The 20,831-nt window shown below is 68.3% G+C and carries 10 protein-coding genes and 1 tRNA gene; 7 read left to right on the top strand and 4 right to left on the bottom strand.

The window, feature by feature from the left end; genetic code table 11:
* Positions 1–18 precede the first annotated feature (18 nt).
* Complete coding sequence (locus A176_RS10110) at positions 19–1,302, top strand: hemolysin family protein (RefSeq protein ID WP_002639872.1); 1,284 nt, start codon at positions 19–21, stop codon at positions 1,300–1,302.
* 45 nt (positions 1,303–1,347) lie between these two features.
* Here A176_RS10110 and A176_RS10105 read toward each other — a convergent pair whose 3' ends face one another.
* The 4 genes from A176_RS10105 to A176_RS10090 all read right to left on the bottom strand — a co-directional run bounded on the left by A176_RS10105 (position 1,348) and on the right by A176_RS10090 (position 10,836).
* Positions 1,348–2,820 carry a fibronectin type III domain-containing protein gene (locus A176_RS10105; protein WP_082282718.1) on the bottom strand — a complete coding sequence of 491 codons (1,473 nt, stop codon included), beginning with the start codon at positions 2,818–2,820 and terminating at the stop codon, positions 1,348–1,350.
* Between the two features lie 231 nt (positions 2,821–3,051).
* Positions 3,052–3,125 (bottom strand) — tRNA-Arg (locus A176_RS10100).
* 85 nt (positions 3,126–3,210) lie between these two features.
* On the bottom strand, positions 3,211–8,967 hold the full coding sequence (gene agmC / locus A176_RS10095) for an adventurous gliding motility protein AgmC (RefSeq protein ID WP_144429526.1): 5,757 nt from the start codon (positions 8,965–8,967) through the stop codon (positions 3,211–3,213).
* A gap of 30 nt (positions 8,968–8,997) precedes the next feature.
* Entirely contained in the window at positions 8,998–10,836 is a 1,839-nt protein-coding gene (locus tag A176_RS10090) for an OmpA family protein (RefSeq protein WP_002639869.1), read from the bottom strand.
* Between the two features lie 235 nt (positions 10,837–11,071).
* Here A176_RS10090 and A176_RS10085 point away from each other — a divergent pair, with 235 nt between their 5' ends.
* The 6 genes from A176_RS10085 to tagF all read left to right on the top strand — a co-directional run bounded on the left by A176_RS10085 (position 11,072) and on the right by tagF (position 20,822).
* Complete coding sequence (locus A176_RS10085) at positions 11,072–13,336, top strand: type VI secretion system Vgr family protein (protein ID WP_002639867.1); 2,265 nt, start codon at positions 11,072–11,074, stop codon at positions 13,334–13,336.
* A 118-nt stretch (positions 13,337–13,454) separates the two neighbouring features.
* Positions 13,455–14,102: a type VI secretion system lipoprotein TssJ gene (gene tssJ, locus A176_RS10080; RefSeq protein ID WP_226994269.1), complete on the top strand. Its 648-nt coding sequence runs from the start codon at positions 13,455–13,457 to the stop codon at positions 14,100–14,102.
* Complete coding sequence (gene tssK / locus A176_RS10075) at positions 14,099–15,466, top strand: type VI secretion system baseplate subunit TssK (RefSeq protein ID WP_002639865.1); 1,368 nt, start codon at positions 14,099–14,101, stop codon at positions 15,464–15,466. The genes tssJ and tssK overlap by 4 nt, the downstream gene beginning before the upstream one ends.
* A 15-nt stretch (positions 15,467–15,481) precedes the next feature.
* Positions 15,482–16,198 (top strand): DotU family type IV/VI secretion system protein, encoded by a 717-nt coding sequence (locus A176_RS10070; protein WP_002639864.1) that lies wholly within the window; start codon positions 15,482–15,484, stop codon positions 16,196–16,198.
* On the top strand, positions 16,198–19,890 hold the full coding sequence (tssM, locus tag A176_RS10065) for a type VI secretion system membrane subunit TssM (protein WP_226994268.1): 3,693 nt from the start codon (positions 16,198–16,200) through the stop codon (positions 19,888–19,890). Before A176_RS10070 ends, tssM begins: the two co-directional genes overlap by 1 nt.
* Positions 19,890–20,822, top strand: a complete 933-nt coding sequence (gene tagF / locus A176_RS10060; RefSeq protein ID WP_002639862.1) for a type VI secretion system-associated protein TagF — start codon at positions 19,890–19,892, stop codon at positions 20,820–20,822. Before tssM ends, tagF begins: the two co-directional genes overlap by 1 nt.
* Positions 20,823–20,831 lie beyond the last annotated feature (9 nt).

The raw sequence follows: 20,831 nt of genomic DNA, 5'->3' as shown, positions 1-20,831 counted from the left end.
GAGCTTCTCATCATCCTTGTGCTGGTCCTGGCCAATGGCGTCTTCGCAGGTGCGGAGCTCGCCATCATCTCCGTCCGCCGGACCCGGCTGAAGGAACTGGTTGAGCAAGGCAGCGCCTCCGCGAAAGCGGTGGAGGCCCTGCGCGGAAACCCCGAGCGGTTCCTCGCCACGGTGCAGATTGGCATCACCGTCATCGGCGCCACGGCGGCCGCCTTCGGTGGCGCGAGCATCGCCACCCGCCTGGGTGACTTCATCACGGGCCTGGGTGTGCCCGAGCAGCAGGCGGACGAAGTGGCCCTGGCCGGCGTGGTGGCCTTCGTGTCGTACCTCTCTCTTGTGCTGGGTGAGCTGGTGCCCAAGTCGCTCGCACTGCGAGCCGGCGAGCGCTACGCGCTGCTCATTGGCCGGCCTCTGCGGGGGCTGTCGTGGGTGATGCAGCCGGTGGTGTGGTTCCTCACGGCCAGCTCCAACGTGGTGCTGCGCCTGTTCGGAGACCGGACCAACTTCACGGAAGGCCGCCTGTCCACGGAGGAGCTCCAGCAGTTGGTGGAGGAGGCGGCGAAGCAGGGCACGTTGGATCAGCACGCCAGTGAAATCGCGTCGCGCGCCTTCGAGATGGGCGACGTGACGGTGGGCGAGCTGTCGGTGGCCCGGGACGAGATGGTGGCGCTGCGGCGTCACTCCAGCCCCGAGGAGATTCGCCGCGTGCTGCTGGAGGGCGGGCACTCCCGCATGCCCGTGTACGAGGACACGATGGACAATATCGTGGGCTACGTCATCGCCAAGGACCTGCTGGGCGTCGCCTGGGAGAGCAACCTCATCATCCTCGAGGACGTGATGCGTCCGCCCTTCTTCGTCGTGGAGACGATGCGGGCCATGGACGCGCTGCGCGAGCTCCAGAAGCGCCGCATGCAGTTGGCCGTGGTGGTGGACGAGCGTGGCGGCGTGGTGGGCCTGGTGACGGTGGAGGACCTCGTCGAGGAGCTCGTCGGTGACATCCTCAGCGAGTCGGAGGTCCCCGAGGAGCTGGTGAAGCGCGAGGGCCCCAACACCGCCCTCGTGCTCGGCACCGCGAGCATCCGCGACGTCAACCGGGCGCTGTCCCTGGACTTGGACGAGGACCAGGACTACGCCACCGTGGCCGGCCTGTGCATCGCCCTGTCCGGTGGCGCCATCCCCGGGTCGGGCACCAAGGTGCAGACGCAGAGCGGGCTCACGCTGGAAGTCGTCGAGTCCTCTCCCCGCCGCGTGCGCACCGTGCGCTTCCACCTGCCCAAGCGCGAGGAGCCGGCGCAGGCCTAGGCGTTTGAGGCCAACGCCCGGGCGTTGGCCTCCGGAGCCAAAGACTCAGGGTGCCGGAGTGGCCTGCACCGTCGCGGGCGGACTCTGGCCCACGCTGTTCTCCGCGCGCAGGGTGAAGGTGTAGGCCGTGCCGTTCGTCAGGCCTTCCACGTACCACTCCCGCGCCTGTCCCCCCGCGATGAGGTACAGCCCCTCCACTTCGGGCTCGACCGTCAGCACGTAGCGGATGAGCGGTGCGCCAACGTGGGGCGGCGGCTCCCAGGTGAGCAGCACGATCCCATCGCCCGGCGTCGCGGCGAGGCTGCCGGGCGCGTCGGGCGCCGGGTGAGGTGTTGCCACCGAAGCCACCCCTCTGTCGGCGGCCCCCACCTCCGTGGTGACCCGGACCGTCACGTCGTACTCCACCCCATTCACGAGCCCCGTCACCACCAGGCTCCGCTCCGGGGTCCGCTCCACGCGGGCCGGGGCCGCGCCATTCCTCGCCTGGAGGTCGATGCGGTAATCCCGGAGGGCGCAGCCGCCCAGGTCCGCGGGGGCCCCCCACGACAGGGAAATCTGGCCGTCCCCTGCCTCCGCCAACAGCCGGGTGGGCGAAAGAGGCCTGTCGCAGGGCCTCAGCACCGCAATCTCCGCGGACGCGCCCAGGCCCACGGCGTTCCGCGCGGCCACCGTGACGCGGTACGCGGCGCCCGTGGTCAATCCATCGAAGCGCTGCAACGTCTCCGTCGTCTCGAACGACTGGACCACCGCGCCGTCCAGGCTCAGCTCGACAACATAGTCCGTGATGGGGCTGCCGCCCGTGTCCTGGGGCTCCCACTGCACGGCCAGCCACGTCCTCGCCCGATTGAACAACTCGAGCCGAGGCGCGCCCGGCACCGCCACCGGCGTCACCGCCACCGGCGAGGACTCCGGCCCGCCGGCCACGGCATTGGTGGCCGCGACGGTGACGCGGTAGTCCGTGCCGTTCGTCAGCCCGGAAACGAGGGCCCGCTGCTCCGTCGCGTTCACCGTCGTGAAGACGGTATCGCCCTGGCGCACCGTCACGACGTAGCCCGTCACCGGCATGTCCGCGGCGTCCGGCGGGGACCACGCCACCTCGGCCTGACGGTCGCCCGGCGTCGCGGTGACGTCGCGCGGGGCGCCTGGAATGTCATGAGGAACCACCGGCGAAGAAGGCGACGATTCGGGTCCCTCTCCCTGCGCGTTCCGAGCGGCGACGACAACGGTATACGTCTGCCCATTCGTCAACCCCGAGAGGGTGACCGAGGTCGCCGTGCTCTCCTGCGACACGGACACCGCTCCGTTGAGCCGCGCCCGAACGACGTAGCCCTGGATGGGGCTGTCACCTTGCGACGAAGGCGCAGACCAGCTCACCGTGACTTGAGCGTCCCCGGCGAGGGCCTCCAACAACCGCGGAGCACTCGGAACGGCGGGCTCGGAGGGGCCGTCGGAGCCACCGCAGGCCGAAAGTCCCAGCACCAGAAGCAGGCACCATGCCTTCATCGGGAGACGGCGCATCACTGTCACCTCGCTCCAGGCCCCTGAACGGCCCCCCAGCGGGGCTCGACACCTGGCAAAGAGCGCGGACTCTACAGGAGCCGTTCGCGACGACGATTGGGTGATGTCAGACACCGCGACCGTGGGACGAGGCGGCACTTCAGCCGGCCTGCAAGTCTCCACACCACGCAGGAAAGAGAAAGGCCCGGAACCTGAGGAGATATCTCCTCGAGTTCCGGGCCCATCTACGAGCGCGCGATGCAGGATTCGAACCTGCGGCCTTTGGCTCCGGAGGCCAACGCTCTATCCAGCTGAGCTAATCGCGCACACCGCTACTGCTCTCCGGCGGGGCACAAGTAGCCGAAGTCCCCCGCCGACGCAAGCACACAATCCCCGCGGCTGTCCCCTACCCTACGGCCGCCTCCCGCGGCGGGCGGCCAGCAGGGCGAACGCCACGAGCCCCAGGGCTGTGAGCGGCGTACCGCCACTTGAGCCTCCAAGGGTGCAGCTCAAGCCGCCACCCCGCGAGTCGATCTCCGTCGACGGAATGATCTTGAAGAACGAAGGCGTCGTCGGGTCGGACGCATTGAGGGCCCGGTCCACGGCGTAGACGGACACGAAGTGTTCGCCGCTCGAGAGGTTCCCTGTCCCGGTGTAGCGCCACTCTCCCGAAGCATTCACGGAGGCCTTCCCCAGCAAGAAACCATCCAGATGGATGAACACTTCATGGGCGCCGCCCAAGGCGACACCGCGGAACTGGGGCGTGGGTGTCTCCACCGTGCTCCCGGCCTCCGGGGACTCCAGCACTGGCAAATCGGGCGGTGTGTCATCCACGGTCCATGCAGCGGGGGTGGTGACTTCCTCGTTCCCGACGCTGTCCGTGGCGCGAATCGCGAGCCGGTTCACCCCCTGAACAAGGCCCGTGGGCACGAATGGAGAGGCGCACGGCACGAAGCCGCCATCGTTCAAACTGCACTCGAAAACGACATCCGACTCATCCACCGCGGTGAACGCGAAGCTGGAGGCCGCCGACTGAGAGAACTCGGCGGGGACCGTCCCAATGGTCGTCCTCGGCGGAATGGAATCGACCGCCCACTCGACGACGACCGGCGAAGGGTCCACGTTGCCCGCCAGGTCCTTGGCGCGGACGCGCATCGAGTGCGACCCGTCCTGGGCGACGGTGACCTGATGGGGTGATGGACAGTTCTGGAAGTCCGCGCCGTTGAGGCTGCACTCGAACGTCGCGAAGTTGGGCTCGTTCAGGTGCTGGAACTCGAAGTGGACGGTCCGCTCACGCCCGCGCGCTGCAGGCCGAACGGAGACGGCGGTCTCCGGCGGCAGCGTGTCCACGATGATGATGCGACGCTCAGACACTTCCAGTGCGGACGTGTTGTTGGCTCCGTCCCGATGCGTGACCCCCAGCGTGTGCGAGCCCTCCGAGAGCAGCACCCCGTCCACCCGCCACAAGCCCGTGATTGAGATCACATTCGACCCAAGCGCCAACGGCGGCACGGAGTCCACGTCGTACACGGTGACAGTCCCACCCTCGGTGGCGGTTCCCTCGATGGCGGGTGCCCGCGTGTTGATGTAGGTGGAAGCTGGATTGGTGATGAGCGGCGCCGGAGGCGGCGTCATGTCCACCGTCCAGTATCGGGTCTCACCCACCGTGTCCCGATCGAGATTGTCGAGGTCCACGGCCTGGACGTTCATCGTGTGGTCGCCCTCGCCGACGTCGATGGCCCAGTCCACTTCACGCCGCTCCGAGTCGATGGTGCCGCAAGAGCGCTCGGGCTCCGTGTTCAGACGGCAGAAGAATTCGACGTTCCCCTTGGTCGACGAGAAGGTGAACTCCATCCGGGGGTTGTTGGTGAGGGTCTCCGTCGGCTTGGTGATGAAGGTCCTCACGGGGCCGGACAGCACCCGCCAGAAATGCGTGGCGGGCGTTTGGTCCACATTGCCGGCGCGATCCACGGCGCGAACGAGCATCGTGTGGTCCCCGTCACCGACGGTCAGATCATGCGGAGACGCGCAGGTGTAGAACGGCCCGCCATCAAGGCTGCACTCGAACCGATCGATATCGTCCGCGCCGGGTGCATGGAACCCGAAACGAGCGTTGAACAGGCTCGTCAACGCATTAGGCACCTCCGCCGTGAACGCCGTATTCGGAGGCGTGGTGTCCACCAGCCACGCGTGACTCGCGGGCGTTGCGTCTGTATTTCCCACGCGGTCCACCGCCCGGACCTGGAGCTGGTACCGGGTGCCATCCGCCCCCCCCGAAACGACATGCGCGGCGGGGCACCGGACCCAGTTCCCCGTGGTGGGCGTTGACGGCGCCACCGTGTTCAGACGGCATTCGAAGTACGCCACGTCCGTCGCGGTCGAAGTGAAACCAAATGGAGACGCCGTCACGTTGGTCGGGTCACGCGGGGGCGCGGGTGAGGTCGGGCTGATGGCGGTATCTGGCGCGGTGGTATCCACCTCCCAGCTATGCGTCGCAGGGGTCGGATCCACGTTTCCTGCCTGGTCCACGGCCCTCACCTGGAAGACGTGCGTCCCGTCCGCGGGAATCGTCTCCGGCTGGTAGGGACTCGTGCACGTCGTGAATGCCTCCGCGTCCAGGCTGCACTCCAGCCGCGCGATGTCCCCGCCCACGCCCTGGAACGTGAACGCGATGTTCTCGCGGGTCACGGCGGGCCTCGGGCTTCCCGTGAACACCGTATCCGGCGCCATCGTGTCCACGGACCACGAATACGTGGCGAAATCATCGGACTGGTTGCCAGCCCGGTCCACCGCCCGCACCGACAACGTGTACCGGGTGGCATTTCTCAGGTTGGGGAACAGGCTGGAAGCACCACACGTCTGCCAACCCGGCAGCGGTGGCACGTGCGCGGGCACGGCCTGCAACAAGCACTCGAAACGGATGACGTCCGTCGCCGTGGAGTTGAAGTCGAAACCCGCCGTCGTCTGATTGCTCGGGTCCGCGGGTCTCGTCACGATGGTGACGGGTGGTGCCTGCGTGTCCACCTCCCAACTATGGGTCGCGGGCGTCGGGTCCACGTTCCCCGCGTGGTCCACGGCCCTCACCTGGAAGACGTGCGACCCGTCTGCGGGAATCACTGCCGGCTGGTAGGGACTCGTGCACGGCCTGAACGCCTCGGCATCCAGGCTGCACTCCAGGCGCGCGATATCTCCGCCCAACCCCTGGAACGTAAACGAGATGTTCTGGCGCGTCACAGCGGGCCTCGGGCTACCCGTGAACTCCGTGTCGGGCGCCACCAGATCCACCGTCCACGCGTGCGTCGCGGGCGTCACCGTCTCATTGAGAGCCCGGTCCACCGCTCGCACCGACAACGTGTACCGCGTCCCGTGGGTCAGGTTCGGAAACAGGCTGGAGGCCGCACACGTCTGCCAACTCGGCAAAGGCGGCTCGGGTTCGGGGCTCGCCTCCAACAAACACTCGAAGCGCACGACGTCCGTCGCCGTGGAGTCGAAATCAAAGCCCGCCGTCGCCTGGTTGCTCGGATCGGACGGTTTGTTCACGATGGTGACCGGCGGAGGAACCGTGTCCACCTCCCAGCGATGCATCGCGGGCGTCGGATCCACGTTCCCGGCCTGGTCCACGGCCCTCACCTGGAAGACATGAGGACCATCCGCCGGCCGCGTCGTCGGCCGATAAGGACTCGTGCACGTCGTGAACTCAGCCGAATCCAGGCTGCACTCGAGTCGCGCGATGTCACCGCCCACGCCCTGGAACGCGAACGAGATGTTCTCGGACGTCACCGTGGGCAGCGCGCTCCCCGTGAACTCTGTGTTTGGGGGCGTCGTGTCCACCACCCACGAACGCGTCGCGGGCGCTGCGGACACATTCCCAGCCCGGTCCACGGCCCGCACCGACAACGTGTATTGGGCAGCGTTCTGAAGTCCCGTCAGCCCATGATGGGCGGGACATGTGACCCATCCCGTCGGCGGGTCAAATGGGGGCTGACGAACCAGTTCACATTCGAATCTCACGACATCGGAAGCAGTCGTTGCAAAACCAAACTCAGCGGTCGTGAATCGCGAACGTGCGGCGGGGGGGGTTGGGTTCGCAGCGAGAATCGCTACATCGGGAGCGTCATGGTCCACGACGAATTCGATGATGGCTGGCGACGCATCCACGTTCTGAGCGGCATCAATCGCACGGGCCTCGAAGCGATGGGTCCCACTCCCACTGAGTGCAAAAGTACGAGGAGATGAACACGCCCCAAAGCTGGGGCTGGGCGTCGAGGGAGTCACCAGCCTGCACTCATACGAGCAACTGGGCGTGGTGGTTCCATTGCACGGAGACCCATCCGCCTCGAAACCTTGAATGGTGAAGCTGATGCTCGTGGCCCGCGTGGGGAACGTCACGCTCGTGGAAGCCTGCGTATCCGGTGGCAGGGTGTCCACCCGCAGCGTAAGCGGCCCACTGTAGCTGCCTTGCAGCCCCTGAACTTCATGTGCCGCACGCAACGTCGACGTTTCATTCGCAGGCAGGGAGACCGTCACGGAGAACTGGCCATTCGCGCCCACGACGGTCCGTGCGAGCAGCACCTGGACCTGAGAGCTGGCCGTGTGATTCCGATAGATGAGCACCGTCCCGCCCGGCGTGCCCGTTCCCGTGATTTGGGGATACGCCGTCTTGATGGGGGATGCGAGCGCCGACAGTGTTGGCACCGCGATGGGATTTGGCATCCCACCCATCAGGAAACCGACGGTCCCCACGTACGGCGGCGAATGCTGAACTGGATGAATGGGCAGCGCGCCTTGAGGAATTGGCGGTGAGCTCGGCCCTCCGTTGGCCGTCATTCCCGCGAGCCCCGCGGCCACGGACACCGGGCAACTCGAGCTGCTCGCGGACTGGAAGAAGATGCGTCCACCGCCGCCACCGCCACCCGGCCCCGCTGCATTGGCCGCGGCCGATGACGACGATTGAACGGCGCCGCCAGTTCCACCCTCCGCGTGCAATTCCGTTCCGACGCAGGCTCCCACGAGCCGAAGGGAGATGGTGCCACCACCACCACCGCCGCCGCCGCTGACGACACTCGCTTCGGCGCTCCCTCCCGAAGCCGCCACGACGCCGCCGTTCAAGCTCGCCGCGCGAAGGAAGACAATGCCTCCGCCGGCTCCGCCGTTGGGGGTCGTTGTCGCGGTGGCGTGCACGCCTTGGCCACTACCGCCGCCGCCGCCCAGCGACAGTTGCGTCAACGGAGAGTAGGCCAGCGACGCACCGCCCAGCCCGCCGACGTCACGTGAAGCGCCACCGCTCGCGCGATCCCGCGCATTACCACCCATGCCGCCAAGCCCCGCGTTACCGCCGCCACCACCACCCGACTGTCTGCACGCGCCGCCACCACCACCCGTGGTGGCGTTCGCATTCCCCCGCGTCGTTCCCGCATCGTAGACGTGCGCCGACAGGCCCTCTCCCTTCGAGCCCAAGCGGTAATCGGTGGGACCGTCATCATCCGCGTCGCATCCGTCCGCGGGCGTGCCCCCATCCTCAGGGGGCGGCTCGGGCGTGAAGACGCCACCCCGGAACCCCTTCGCCGAGGCACTGATGCGCCCCGTGTCATTGAGGTTGATGGCCCCGCTCGAGAACAGCGCTACCACGCCGCCCGTCACGCCATTCCAGGGCAAGGCCTCGATGACCGCGTCGTCCTCGACCGTGACGTTCGAGTACTCGGGCACCAGGATGACCTGCGTGGCGAGCACTTCGTAGGCGTGCTTGAGCGGCTGGGTCAGCACCATCCTCCGGGTGCCTGTCGTGTACGAAGACACCCGCGCCAACTCCCACCGGCCGACGCTGCTGAGTTCCAGGTCGATGGTGTTCTGCCCCGTGCCCGAACCTGGCACGGGGCCAGCGGCGGGACTGGTGGCCTGGAGCACCAACACGAGCTTGTTGGTCGCGAAGCTCAGGTTCTCGCTGCCCAGCCGTGATGTCCCGAGGTCGAGCACCGGACGGCCCTGCGTATCCGTACTGATGGCGGTGACCTGGGCGTAGGTATTGACCTGCGCCACTTCTTCTTCGGCAACGGTCAGCGAGCCGTCTGAGCTCCCGCCCACCCAGAATGTATCGGGCCCGGCGACCGCGACGATGGCGCTCAGCGCCACCGCCCCCGCGAGCACCATCCTGAGCCACGTTCCGTTCATCGAGACGCTCTTGTGTGGATGGCCCATGGCTCAGCGACGGGGCGTGCCCGTCTTCTCCTTTTCGGGAACCACCAGCAGGAACTCCACGCGGCGGTTGTTCTCGCGGCCGTTCGAGGTCGCGTTGCTGTCGATGGGGCGGTCCTGACCGAAGCCCACGGACTGCAAGCGTCCCGGCTCCACGCCCTTGGTGATGAGGTATTGACGCACCGCCTCCGCGCGGCCCTGCGACAGCCGGCGGTTCGCATCCGGGAAGCCCCGGTCATCCGTGTGCGCGCCCACGACGACGGACGGAATCTCCGGGTGCTCGTTGATGACCTTCGCCACCCAGTCCAGCAGTTCGTAGGAGCGGCTCTGCACGCGCGCCTGCGAAGGCTCGAAGAACACCTTGCCCATCACCACCAGGCGGTCGGGCCGCAGCTCCACCAACGGCAGCACGTGCAGCGGACAGCCCAGGTTCTTCGCGTCACCGGGCTCGTTCGCGCAACTGTCCACCCGGTTGGGCACGCCGTCCTTGTCCGAGTCCGACTCCGGGCAGCCATTGCGCTCCGGAGGACCCGGCTCGTTCGGGCACTCGTCCTTGTCGTTGTCGATGCCGTCGCCGTCCGTGTCCCGGATGGGGCAGCCCCGGTTGTCCGCGGGCCCCGGATCATTGGGGCAGCTATCGATTTCATCAGGGACCTCGTCACCGTCCTGGTCGGGGATGGGGCACCCCTGGCGCGCCGCCGGCCCCGGCTCCAGCGGGCAGCCGTCGAGCATGTCCTCGATGCCGTCGCCGTCGGTGTCCTGCGCGGAGCAGCCCTGCCGCGCGACGTCGCCCGCCACCAGCGGGCACTTGTCGTCGCCGTTCCGGACGCCGTCCATGTCCTCGTCCAGGTCGGGGCACTCCACGACCTTCACTTCGGGAGGCAGCCCCATCTCACACATCACCGACGACTCGCCCGGGCCGCGCGGCGGCGTCACCTGACCGAAGGCGCCGCCCACCATCAACCGGAACAGCGGCGTTCCCGGCGCGGAGCCGACGCCAATGCCCACCAACCCGAACAGCTCCAGCGAGGAATTGACCAGGTAGCGGCCGCCGGGCAGCAGCTCCACGGAGGTGGGCTGATTCGTCAGCGGCACCATGCCCCGCACGTTGAACTCCCACCGCATCCGCCGGCCGGTGGTGGCGAGCGCCAGGCCCACCCGCAGCTCCTCGCCCACCTCGTCCTCGAGGTCGCCCGTTCTTTCCGTCAACAACAGACGCGGACGCCGCTCATAGCCAATCTCCGCGCCCGCGCGGACGAAGCCGAAGTGGCGGCCCACCATCACCTTGGGCGAGAAGCGCAGCGAATCACCATCCCGGGAGAACGCGTCGCGCGAGCCCAATGGCAGACCCACGCCCAGCTCCACCGCGAGGTCCACGCCGCCCTGCACATCCTGCCGCAGCAGACCGAACCGGCCGCTCACGCGCGGCGTCGCCAGGGCCTGGCTGGCGGGCGCGGCGATGTTCTTCTCCTGCATCAGCAGCGTGTTGCCACCTTGAAAGGCAACCAGCGGCACCTGGAGCCCCACCTGCAACCAGTCCAACGGGGCGTAGGCGGCGGCCAGATGCGCGGTGGCGCGGCTGCCCACCACCGCCAGCTCCCGGCCCGAATCGACGAAGAGCAGCGGGTTGTGGGCGTAGTGCGCGAGCACCGTGGCGCGGAAGCGCCCCTTGGGAAGGAGCTCACCCAGGCCCACCAACAGCGAGCCCTCCGCTCCGGGGTTCAGCTCCAGGCGCTCCAGGTCGAACCCGCGCTGAAGGGGCGATCCTTCCTGCGCCCCAGCGGACAGGGACGACAGCACCAGTGCCAACGCGAGCCCGCGGTGCAGGAGCTCTTTTCTTCTCATGATTCTCCCCGAAGGAAGCTGCCTGGGTACCCCGGGGACACCTGCGGTTTCAAGCCAGCCCCCCTTTTCCACTCTATACCGAAGCGCTGCCTGAAATGGAGTGGGCACCGGCTGCGCTTCACGGCGGCAATGAAAATTTCGTGTCAGGCCCCCTTGGTACGTCAATTCGTGGCATGCTGCCGCACCACTATCGGGCCACCTCCTCTGGATGCGGCCCCGCCCCGGGGGTCTGTGGATGATCGCGAACGCCGCCTTGCAAGCCAACCAGGCTGAGTTCGAGTTCCAGGCAGGGCCATTCACCGCCGGAGAGCTGGCGGTCCTCGGGTTCGAGGCCGAGGAGACGCTGTCACAGCCCTACGCCGTCGAAGTCGCGCTGGCCGCCCGGCCGGACGTGGAGATCGATGAGAAGGCGTTGTTGGGCCAGGACGCCCGGCTCACCATCATGCTCGGCGACGGCACCGCGCGCTTCTTCCACGGCATCGTGTCGCGCATGTCACGCTGGGATGAAGGCAATGGCCCGGAGCGCCGCCGCTACCGCGCCACCGTCGTGCCCCGGCTGTGGACGCTCCGCCACCGGCGCAAGAGCCGCATCTACCAGGAGCTGACCGTCCCGGACATCGTCCACAAGGTGCTGGACGAGGCCAAGGTGGAGCACCGGCTGGCGCTCACGGGGGACTACCCGAAGCGCGACTACTGCGTGCAGTACCGCGAGTCGGACCTCGACTTCGTGGCCCGCCTGCTCGAGGAGGAAGGCATCTTCTACTTCTTCGAGCACGGCGAGGACGCCCACATGATGGTGCTGGGGGATGGCGCCTCCGCCAACCCGGCGATGATGGGCGAGCCCAAGCTCGTCTTCCGCGAGCGCAGCCAGATGGTCGCCTCGCAGGAGTACGTCCACGAGCTGGTCTCCCGGACGGAGGTCCAGCCCGGCGCCGTCGCGCTGCGCGACTACAACTTCCTGCGCCCCGCACAGGACCTGGGCTCCTCGTCCGAGGCGGACGACGCCGAGGTGGCGCTCGAAATCTACGACTACCCCGGCCGTTACGACGCGCCCGGCCCCGGCCGCAACCTGGCCAAGGTGCGCCTGGAAGAGCTGCGCGCGCGGGCGGAGACGGTGACGGGCGCCAGCTACAGCCGCCGCATCTGCGTGGGCCACTCCTTCGAGTTGGCCGAGCACCCCGACGAGTCCGCCAACCGCAAGTACCTGCCCATCTCCGTGCGGCACCTGGGCCACCAGTCCGAGGCGCTGAGCATCGAGCAGGGGTCGCTGCGCAGCCGCGAGGGCTACCGCAACGAGTTCATCTGCCAGCCCGCAGAGGTCCCCTTCCGCCCGCCCCGCGTGACGCCCCGGCCGGTGATTCCGGGCGCGCAGACGGCCATCGTCGTGGGTCCCTCGGGCGAGGAGATCCACACCGACGAGCACGGCCGCATCAAGGTCCAGTTCCACTGGGACCGCGAGGGCAAGAACAACGACAAGAGCTCGTGCTGGATTCGCGTCAGCCAGGCCTGGGCCGGTCCGGGCTGGGGCGCGCTGTACCTGCCGCGCATCGGGCACGAGGTCGTCGTCGAGTTCCTCGAGGGTGACCCGGACCGTCCCATCGTCACGGGCAGCGTCTACAACGGCGCCAACCCGACGCCCATCGACCTGCCCGGCAGCAAGACGCAGAGCACCCTGCGCTCCAGCTCCAGCCCCGGAGGCGCGGGCTCCAACGAGCTGCGCTTCGAGGACGCCGCCGGCACCGAGCTCGTCTATGTCCACGCGCAGCGGGACTTCAACATCGTCGTGGAGAACGACAAGACGCAGGAGGTCCGCGGCAACGAGACGTTGCTGGTGAAGAAGGACCGCACCCGCGTCATCGAAGGCAACCAGGCCCTCACGGTGCTGAAGAACGACGACAGCACCATCACCGGCAACCAGTCGCTGGCCGTCACCCTCAACCGCTCCACCACCGTGGGCGGCAATCACACCGAGGCGGTGGCCGGAGACCAGTCCATCAGCGTCACGGGCAACCAGGCCCTCACGGTGGCCATGGCGTCCGCGGAGACGGTGGCCCTGGGGAAGATGCTCAACGTGGGCGGCGCGCTCGCCGTCACCGTGGGCGCCGCCTTCAACGAACTGGTGGGCGGCCTCAAGTCCGAACAGGTGGGTGGCGCCAAGGTGGAGGTGGTGGGCGCCAAGAAGTCGGAGACGGTCAAGGGCGCGCGCACGATGCAGGTGGGCGGCGACCTCTCCGAGGAGATCGGCAAGTCCCGCACGCTCAAGGTGGACAAGGACATGCTCGTGAGCGTCGGCGGCAAGGTCAATCACGCCGCCAAGGACGCCTACACCCTGTCCGCCAAGGAAATCTCCCTGGTCGCCCAGGAGCAGTTCACCCTGAAGGTAGGGTCCGCCACGCTCCAGGTGAAGAAAAACGGGGATGTCGTCATCAAGGGCGCCAAGGTTGAAATCACGGCATCCGGGGATGTCGTCATCAAGGGCTCCAAGATTTCGGAGAATTAGGAGCAAGCAGGGGACCAGCCCGCGGGGGTGTGGCTTGTGTCCTGTCCGTCCTGTCTGGCAGTTTACGCTTCGCACGGACGTTCCGACGGTCCGTGCGTTCTTTCAAGGAATGCAAATCTTGGCGCTAGGACACACAGGCGCCGGCCGGGAGGGGAAGACGGGCCGGAACCTTCGGTGGGGTGTGGTCATCGCGCTCGCGGCCGCCTTGGGCGGGAACGCGGGCTGTGTGAAGCGCGTGCCCCAGGCGTGTGAGACGCCGCCACCGTTCCAGGTGGTGGTGGATGCGTCGGAGCAACTCAACCCGGATGCCCGCGGACGCTCGCTGCCCACCGTGGTGCAGATCGTCCAACTCAAGGACAGCGTCCGGCTGGAGCGCGCGGGCTTCAAGGACCTGTGGGGCAAGCCGGAGGAGTTCCTCAAGGAGGACCTGCTCCAGGTGGCCGAGGTGGTGATTCCCCCGGGCCGGCAGGTGAAGCGCTGGGTGCAGCGTGATCCCAAGGCCCGCTTCGTCATGGCCATGGGGCACTTCCGGCAGCCCCTGGGTTACTCGTGGCGCACAGTGGCGGTGTTGCCCGTGGTGGAGGAGGCGCGCTGCGTGGAGCGCCCCGCGGGTGACCAGGGCGACCCCAAGTCGGGCGACGACGTCTTCCGCTACCGGCTGCAAGGCTATCAGATCGACTTGATGCTCCGGCCCATGACGCAGGCGCCGGAGCCTCGGCTCCAACCCCAAGCTGGCGACACCGCGTCGCCGCGGAGAGGTGTATGAAGTCCGTGCAGCGTGTCGTGTGGTCGGAGGGCATGTTCATGAGCCCCCACCACCTCCAGCAGCAGGACCTCTACCACGAGCAACTGCTGGATCAGCGCCTGGCTTCGCTCGAGCCCTACCCATGGGGCGTGGTGGCGCTGGAGCTGGACATGGAGGCGCTGCGCGCCGGCCAGGTACAGCTCTCCCACTTCGTGGGCATCCTCCCGGACGGCCTCCCCGTCTCCTTCGAGGCCGGTGACGCGGAAGCCCCGCCCGCGCGGCCCGCGGACGGCTACTTCCCGCCGGCCCAGCGCACCCTGGACGTGTTCCTGGGCGTGCCGCGCGAGCGCAGCGGCGTGGAGAGCATTGGCAGCGGCGAGCGGCTGGGCAACAGTCCTCGCTACTCCCCCGCCTCGCGGCCCGTCAGCGACCTGACGGCGTCCACCTCCATCTCGCAGGTGGCGTTCGGACAGCGCAACGTGCGGCTGCTCTTCGGCACCGAGCCGCGCGACGACTTCGAGGCCATCAAGCTGTGCGAGCTGTCGCGAGACCGCTCCGGCAACCTGACGCTCGTCGAGTCGTTCATCCCGTCGTGCCTGCGCATCGACGCGTCCGCGTACATCATGAACGAGCTGCGCACGATGCTGCGGCTCATGGTGTCCAAGCAGCGCCAGCTCGCCTCGCGGCGGCGGCACCGCGACGCGTCCTCGCTGGAGTTCACCGCGGGCGACGTGACGCTCTTCCTGGAGCTCAACGCGCTCAACGGCACCATCCCCTTCCTCCAGCACGCGCTGGACGCGGGCAACCTGCGTCCCCGGGATTTGTACCTGGCGCTGGTGCAGTGCGCGGGGCAGTTGTGCACCTTCTCCGCCAGCGCGGACCCGTCCACGCTGCCGAGCTTCCAGTTCACGAACCTGCGCGGCACCTTCGAGGACCTGTTCCGCCGCCTCTCCGAGCTGATGCGCTCGGTGGCGCTGGAGCAGTGCCTGTCGGTGGAGCTGCCCGCGGGCACGGACGGCATGTTCCGCGGACGGCTGGAGGACGAGCGGCTGGAGCGCTGCGGTCACTTCATCCTCGCGGTGCGCAGCGATCTGCCCGAGCGCGTGGTGGCCGAACAACTGCCCAAGCTGTCCAAGGTGGCCGCGTGGGAGGACATCCGCTCGCTGGTGCAGGCCGCCGCCCCGGGCGTGCCGCTGTCGGTGACGTACCGTCCGCCGCCGGAGATTCCGGTGCAGCCGGGCACCGTCTACTTCAGCCTTTCGATGAACGACGGCTACTGGCGGAACGTGATGCGCGACCGGAACCTCGCCATCTACCTGCCGCAGCCGTTCGACGCGAGCCGAACGACCGTGGAACTGCTCGCGGTTCCCACCGCCAATCGCTGACGCCCCGAGCCGCCCATGGACCGAGTCACCGAAGCCACCAAGGATTGTTTCGACGCCGCCATCCAGTTGCGCAATTCGGAGGCCTCGGCGGTGCCCCCGCCCGAGACGCTGCACCACCGGCTGCGCGGGGTGGTGGATGAGACGCTGCGGCGCGCCGCCGTGCTGGGCTTCAGCCATCAGGACGCCCAAGACATGGCCTACGCGCTGGTCGCGCTCATCGACGAGATCGTCCTGGGCCGGCCCGAGGAGTACCGGCAGCTCTGGATGCCCCTGCAGCTCCACTACTTCAATGAGAACGTCGCCGGTGACGGCTTCTTCGCGCGCCTCAACACCGTGCGCAAGGACCCGCACCGGCACGAGGTGCTGCAGGTCTACTACCTGTGCATGCTCTTCGGCTTCCAGGGCCGCTACCGCATCCGCGGCGGCGAGCTGGAGCTGATGACGCTCATCGACACGGTGCAGAAGGACTTGGAGCGCGCGCGGCCCTTCGACTTCGACGTGCTGTCTCCGCACGGTGACCGGCCGACCGAGTCCCTGCTCTCCAAGCACAAGAAGGTGTCGACGTTGGGCATCTCCGCGGCGGCGCTCGCAGTGGCCGTCCTCTTCTACGGCGTGCTGCAGTTCTTCATGAACGACAAGATTGGCGAGCTGCGCAGCCGCATCGAGGTCCACGCGGCGCGCAACACCGCCACCAGCGCCACTCAGACGCAAGCGACAGGAGGGGCGCAGTGATGATGTACCTGTTACCGCTGTTGGGCATCGGCGCGCCGATGTTCGCCCTGCTGAACTACCTGGGCTTCACGGTCCAACAGGCGGCCATCATCGCCGCGCTGGCGGGCCTGCTGGCCGTGGGCATCGTGTGGGTCATCAAGCGCATCCGCGCGCGCGCCGCCGCCAAGAAGCTGGAAGGCGCGCTGGCGGCACAGGCGGATGAGCAGGCCACCACGGTGCGGCCGGACCTGCAGCCCGAAATCAAGGCCATGCAGGCCGAGTTCACCAAGGCGGTGGAGGCCCTCAAGGCGTCCAAGCTGGCACGCGGTGGCAAGGACGCGCTGGCGGTGCTGCCCTGGTACCTCATCGTCGGCCCTCCGGGCGCGGGCAAGAGCACCGCGCTGCGCAACTCGGGGCTCAAGTTCCCCTACCTCTCCGCGCGCGGCGGCGTGCGCGGCGTGGGTGGCACGCGCAACTGCGACTGGTGGCTGACCAACGAGGCCGTGCTGCTCGACACAGCGGGCCGCTACACCAGCGCGGAGGAGGACCGGCCGGAGTGGCTGGCCTTCCTCGACACGGTGGCGAAGCACCGCCCCGGCCGTCCCATCAACGGCCTCATCGTGGCCATCAGCGTCAGCGAGCTGCTGAACGCGGACCCGCAGGCCGTGGGCGAGATGGGGCAGACCATCCGCGAGCGCCTGGATGAAATCACCGCCCGGCTGAAGATGCTCGTGCCGGTCTACGTGATGATCACCAAGTGCGACCTGCTGCCCGGCTTCGTGGAGATGTTCTCCGACCTGTCGCGCGTGGAGCGCGGGCAGATCTGGGGCTTCACGGTGCCACTGGACCAGCAGCGCGAGGCGAGCACGGACCTGTTCCGCGAGCGCTTCGACCAGATGCTCTCCGTGCTGGAGCAGCGCTCGTTGCGCCGGCTGGGCCAGGAGCGCCGGCTGGAGACGCGCGAGAACATCTACAGCTTCCCGCAGAAGTTCGACGCGCTCCGGAAGAACCTGGCGGAGTTCCTCCAGCCGCTCTTCATGGAGAACGTGTTCCAGGACACGCCCGTCTTCCGCGGCCTGTACTTCAACAGCGGCACGCAGGAGCTGCGCGCGACGGACAAGGTGTCCCCGTCCGCGGCGGAAATCTTCGGCAGCACCAACGGCCGGGCGCAGACGGACGGAGCCACCGACGGCCGTAGCTACTTCCTCTGGGACGTCTTCACCAAGGTGATGTTCCAGGACCAGCAGGTGGCGGTGCGCAGCTCGCTGGAGGAAGCGAGGGTGCGCCGGCAGCGGATGATCCTGGCCAGCGCCGCCTCCGTCGCCACGGCGCTGCTGCTGTCACTGCCCACGGTCTCCTTCTTCAAGAACCGCAACCTCGCGGAGGCCGTCACCGAGGCCATCACCAGCGTCAACCTGGACCCGCGCGACGACATCCGCCGCGTCGAGGACCTGATTCCCCTGCGCAACCGGCTCCAGGAGCTGACCGAGTACGAGAAGAGCAACGCCCCGGTGTTCATGCGCTTCGGTCTCTACCAGGGACAGAAGCTGCTCCCCCAGGCGCGCCAGTTCTACAACGCGGCCTTGCGCCGGGTGCTGCTGGGCAAGCAGTTCGAGCTCATCCAGCAGCGGCTGGACAGCTTCGGGAAGAACCCGGACCTCCTGACGGTGCGCAGCGACGAGGATTACAGCAAGCACTTTGACGCCTACCGACAGTACTTCGATGACTTGAAGATGTACCTGCTGGTGACGACGCCCAGAGAGTCACGCGAGCCCGAGCTGGACGAGACGCAGCGAAAGTGGCTCCAGGACGAAATCGTCAAGCACTGGAAGCGCGTGCGCGGTGACACGGTGGACGAGCGGGCCGTGGCGAACCACGCGGAGACGTTCCTGCTGATGCTCGCCAACGAGCAGATGCTCGCCGAGGAGCAGAAGCCCGCCAGGGACCAGCGCATCGCCTTCGGCCGTGTCACCGGCGTGGTGCAGTCGGCGCGGCGCTCCCTCAACAATGTGCCCCTGGTCCGGCTGGAGCTGGCGCAGCTCGTGGCCAACATGAGCGGCGCGTACCCGGACGTGACGCTGGACCAGCTCGTGGGCTCGGTGCCGCAAATGAACGCGTCGGCGCGGGTACGGGGCGCCTTCACGCGCAAGGCCTACGACGACGTCATCCGCGAGCGGCTGGACCTGGCCTTCCAGGACCAGCAATCGTGGGTGCTCGACCGCGACGAGAAGGTGGACACGGTCGGCTCGCGCCGTGAGCTGCGCACGCGCTACTTCGAGGCCTATACCCAGGAGTGGCGGGACTTCCTCGGCTCCATCCGGGTGCAGGCGCCGGAGAACCTGACGCAGATGGAGAGCCTGCTGACGAACCTGACGCGCGGCAAGCCCAAGCCCTATGGCCGGCTGTTCCGCGCCCTCACGTACAACGTGCAGCTCGACAAGCAGTCCATGAAGCCGCCGGAGGCGGCGACGGGCATCCTGGCCAAGGCGGGCAAGTTGTTCGGCTCCGAGCCGGAGAAGGCCCTCCCGCAGAAGCGGGAGCTGTTGAACGCCAACTCGCCGTCCGGCGCGCAGGAAGTCACGGCCCGCGACGTGGAGCGGGAGTTCGCCTCGCTCATCCGCTTCGCGACGGAGTCCTCCAAGACCGAGGACGGCGAGGAGTCGCTGACCGCGCTGGATTCCTATGAGGACCAGCTCGCCACCGTCCAGACGACGCTGCTGGCGGTGAAGGACAAGCCCGCCGAGTCCGGCCTGCTGCTCGACAAGATTGAGTCCACCCGCACCAACGTGGAGATGATGGTGCGCAAGCAGACGGACAACGTCGCCATCTTCGAGCGGCTGCTGCTCCCGCCGTTCCAGGAGATGCGCTCCGTGGTGTTCGTGGGCGTGGCCTGCAACAAGAGCAAGCTGTGGCACGACCAGGTGGTGCTGCCGTGGAGCCACGCCTTCAAGGGCAAGTACCCGTTCGACCGCGCGTCGCAGGCGGACGCCCCGCTGCCCGAGGTCGCCGAGTTCCTGCGCCCCGAGGGCGGACAGGTGCGCAAGTTCGTCAAGGAGCAGCTCCTGGAGGACGTGGTGGCCACGGGCCGCCGGTGGGAGTTCACCTCGTCGGGCGGCGTCATGTATCGCCCGGACCTGCTCGCCTTCCTGGAGAAGACGGGCGCGCTGTCCACCACGCTGTTCCCCGGCGGTGACACGGTGGACCCGCTGGTCCGCTTCCAGGTGCGCCTGCGTCCGGGCGTCGCCGCGGACGGCATGGCGTCGCAGATCTCCACCATCACCCTCACCCTGGACGGCACCGACGAGACGTACCGCAACGGCCCGGACACGGTGTGGAAGCCGATGATCTGGCCCGGTCAGGCTGGCAAGCTCGGCGCCCGCATCACCGTTCAGAGCGCGGATGGCTCCACGGAGACGTCGCTGGAGGCCGAGGGTGAATGGGGTCTGTTCCGCCTGCTGGAGCGCGTCAAGCGCATCGAGCCCAGCGCGGACGGCCGCTACTTCACGGCGACGTGGGAGATTGAAGAGATGAACGGCGCGCTGGTGTCCATCGACTTCCGTCCCGAGCGCACCGCGAACCCGTTCTTCGGCGTGGCGGGCAACACGTCCAAGCTGCTCGCCATCTTCCGGGATCCGGGGCTGCAACCGCCGGTGGGCATCGCGCGCAAGGGCGAGTGCGCGCCGCAGGCCATCGCGGCGGATGGAGTTCACTGATGGCAGTGCCGTCGTCGCGCATCGGCCTGCTGGGCAAGACTCCCCGGCAGGCCGAGTTCATCCGCTTCAACGCGGCCACCCCGCTGGCACTCCAGCTCTACGGCTGGATGGAAGGCGGAGTGGAGCGGGCCCAGCGGGCGCGGGTGGAGCTGCCCGCGGAGCCCGTGTCGTTCATGTTCACCGCCCCCGGGAAGAAGCAGGCCCTGGTGGGGCTGATGGCGCCCAGCCGCGACAGCGTGGGGCGCTCCTTCCCGCTGGCCATCTTCACCGAGGTGCCCTCGGCGGACGCGGCCTCCAAGCTCGCGCTGACGCCCGAGGCCTTCCAACCCTTCATGCGGGCGGCGGGGACCCTGGCCCAGACCGCCGCGGAGTTGGAGGTGCCGCAGTTGCTGGAACGCGCGGCGGCGCTGCCGTTGCCGGGCCCTGGCGACTTCAGCGTCGCGAAGCGGCTGCTCGACGCCGTGTTGGCGGAGCACCACACCGTGGACCTGCTGGGCCCGGTGGTGGAAGGCGCCCCGGACGGCGGCCGCTACTACGCGCTGCACACCTTCCTCACCGCGTGCGCGGGTGAGCGCGGCAAGGAGCAGTCGCCGGCCGGCGTCACCCTGGACTGTCCGCTGTCTCCCCGCGTGGGGCCCGTCGCCTGGCTGGAGCTGTCCGCGCGGCTCTTGCGCTGGACGCACCAGCCTCCCGCCCTCTTCTGGTCCGAGGGCGAACGGCCCCGGTTGCTCATCAGCCTGGGCGCGGCCTCCCCTGCCCTCTTCCTGGCGCTGGCGCAGCCCAGCCGCCCGGGCGCGCAGGTCTGGCCGCTGCGCACCGAGCGTCCCGCCGCCATCGACAACGCGCGCAAGGGGCTCACGGCCGCCGCGCGGCAGGTCATCGACGCGCCCTCCACCACCCTTGAACAACTGTTGCGCGCGCTCGCGCGCTGAAGCCCGCCA

This window comes from Myxococcus hansupus (genome assembly GCF_000280925.3).
GTDB lineage: Bacteria > Myxococcota > Myxococcia > Myxococcales > Myxococcaceae > Myxococcus > Myxococcus hansupus.
Note: the sequence above shows the minus strand (reverse complement) of the source record. Positions and strands in the feature narration are given on the sequence as shown.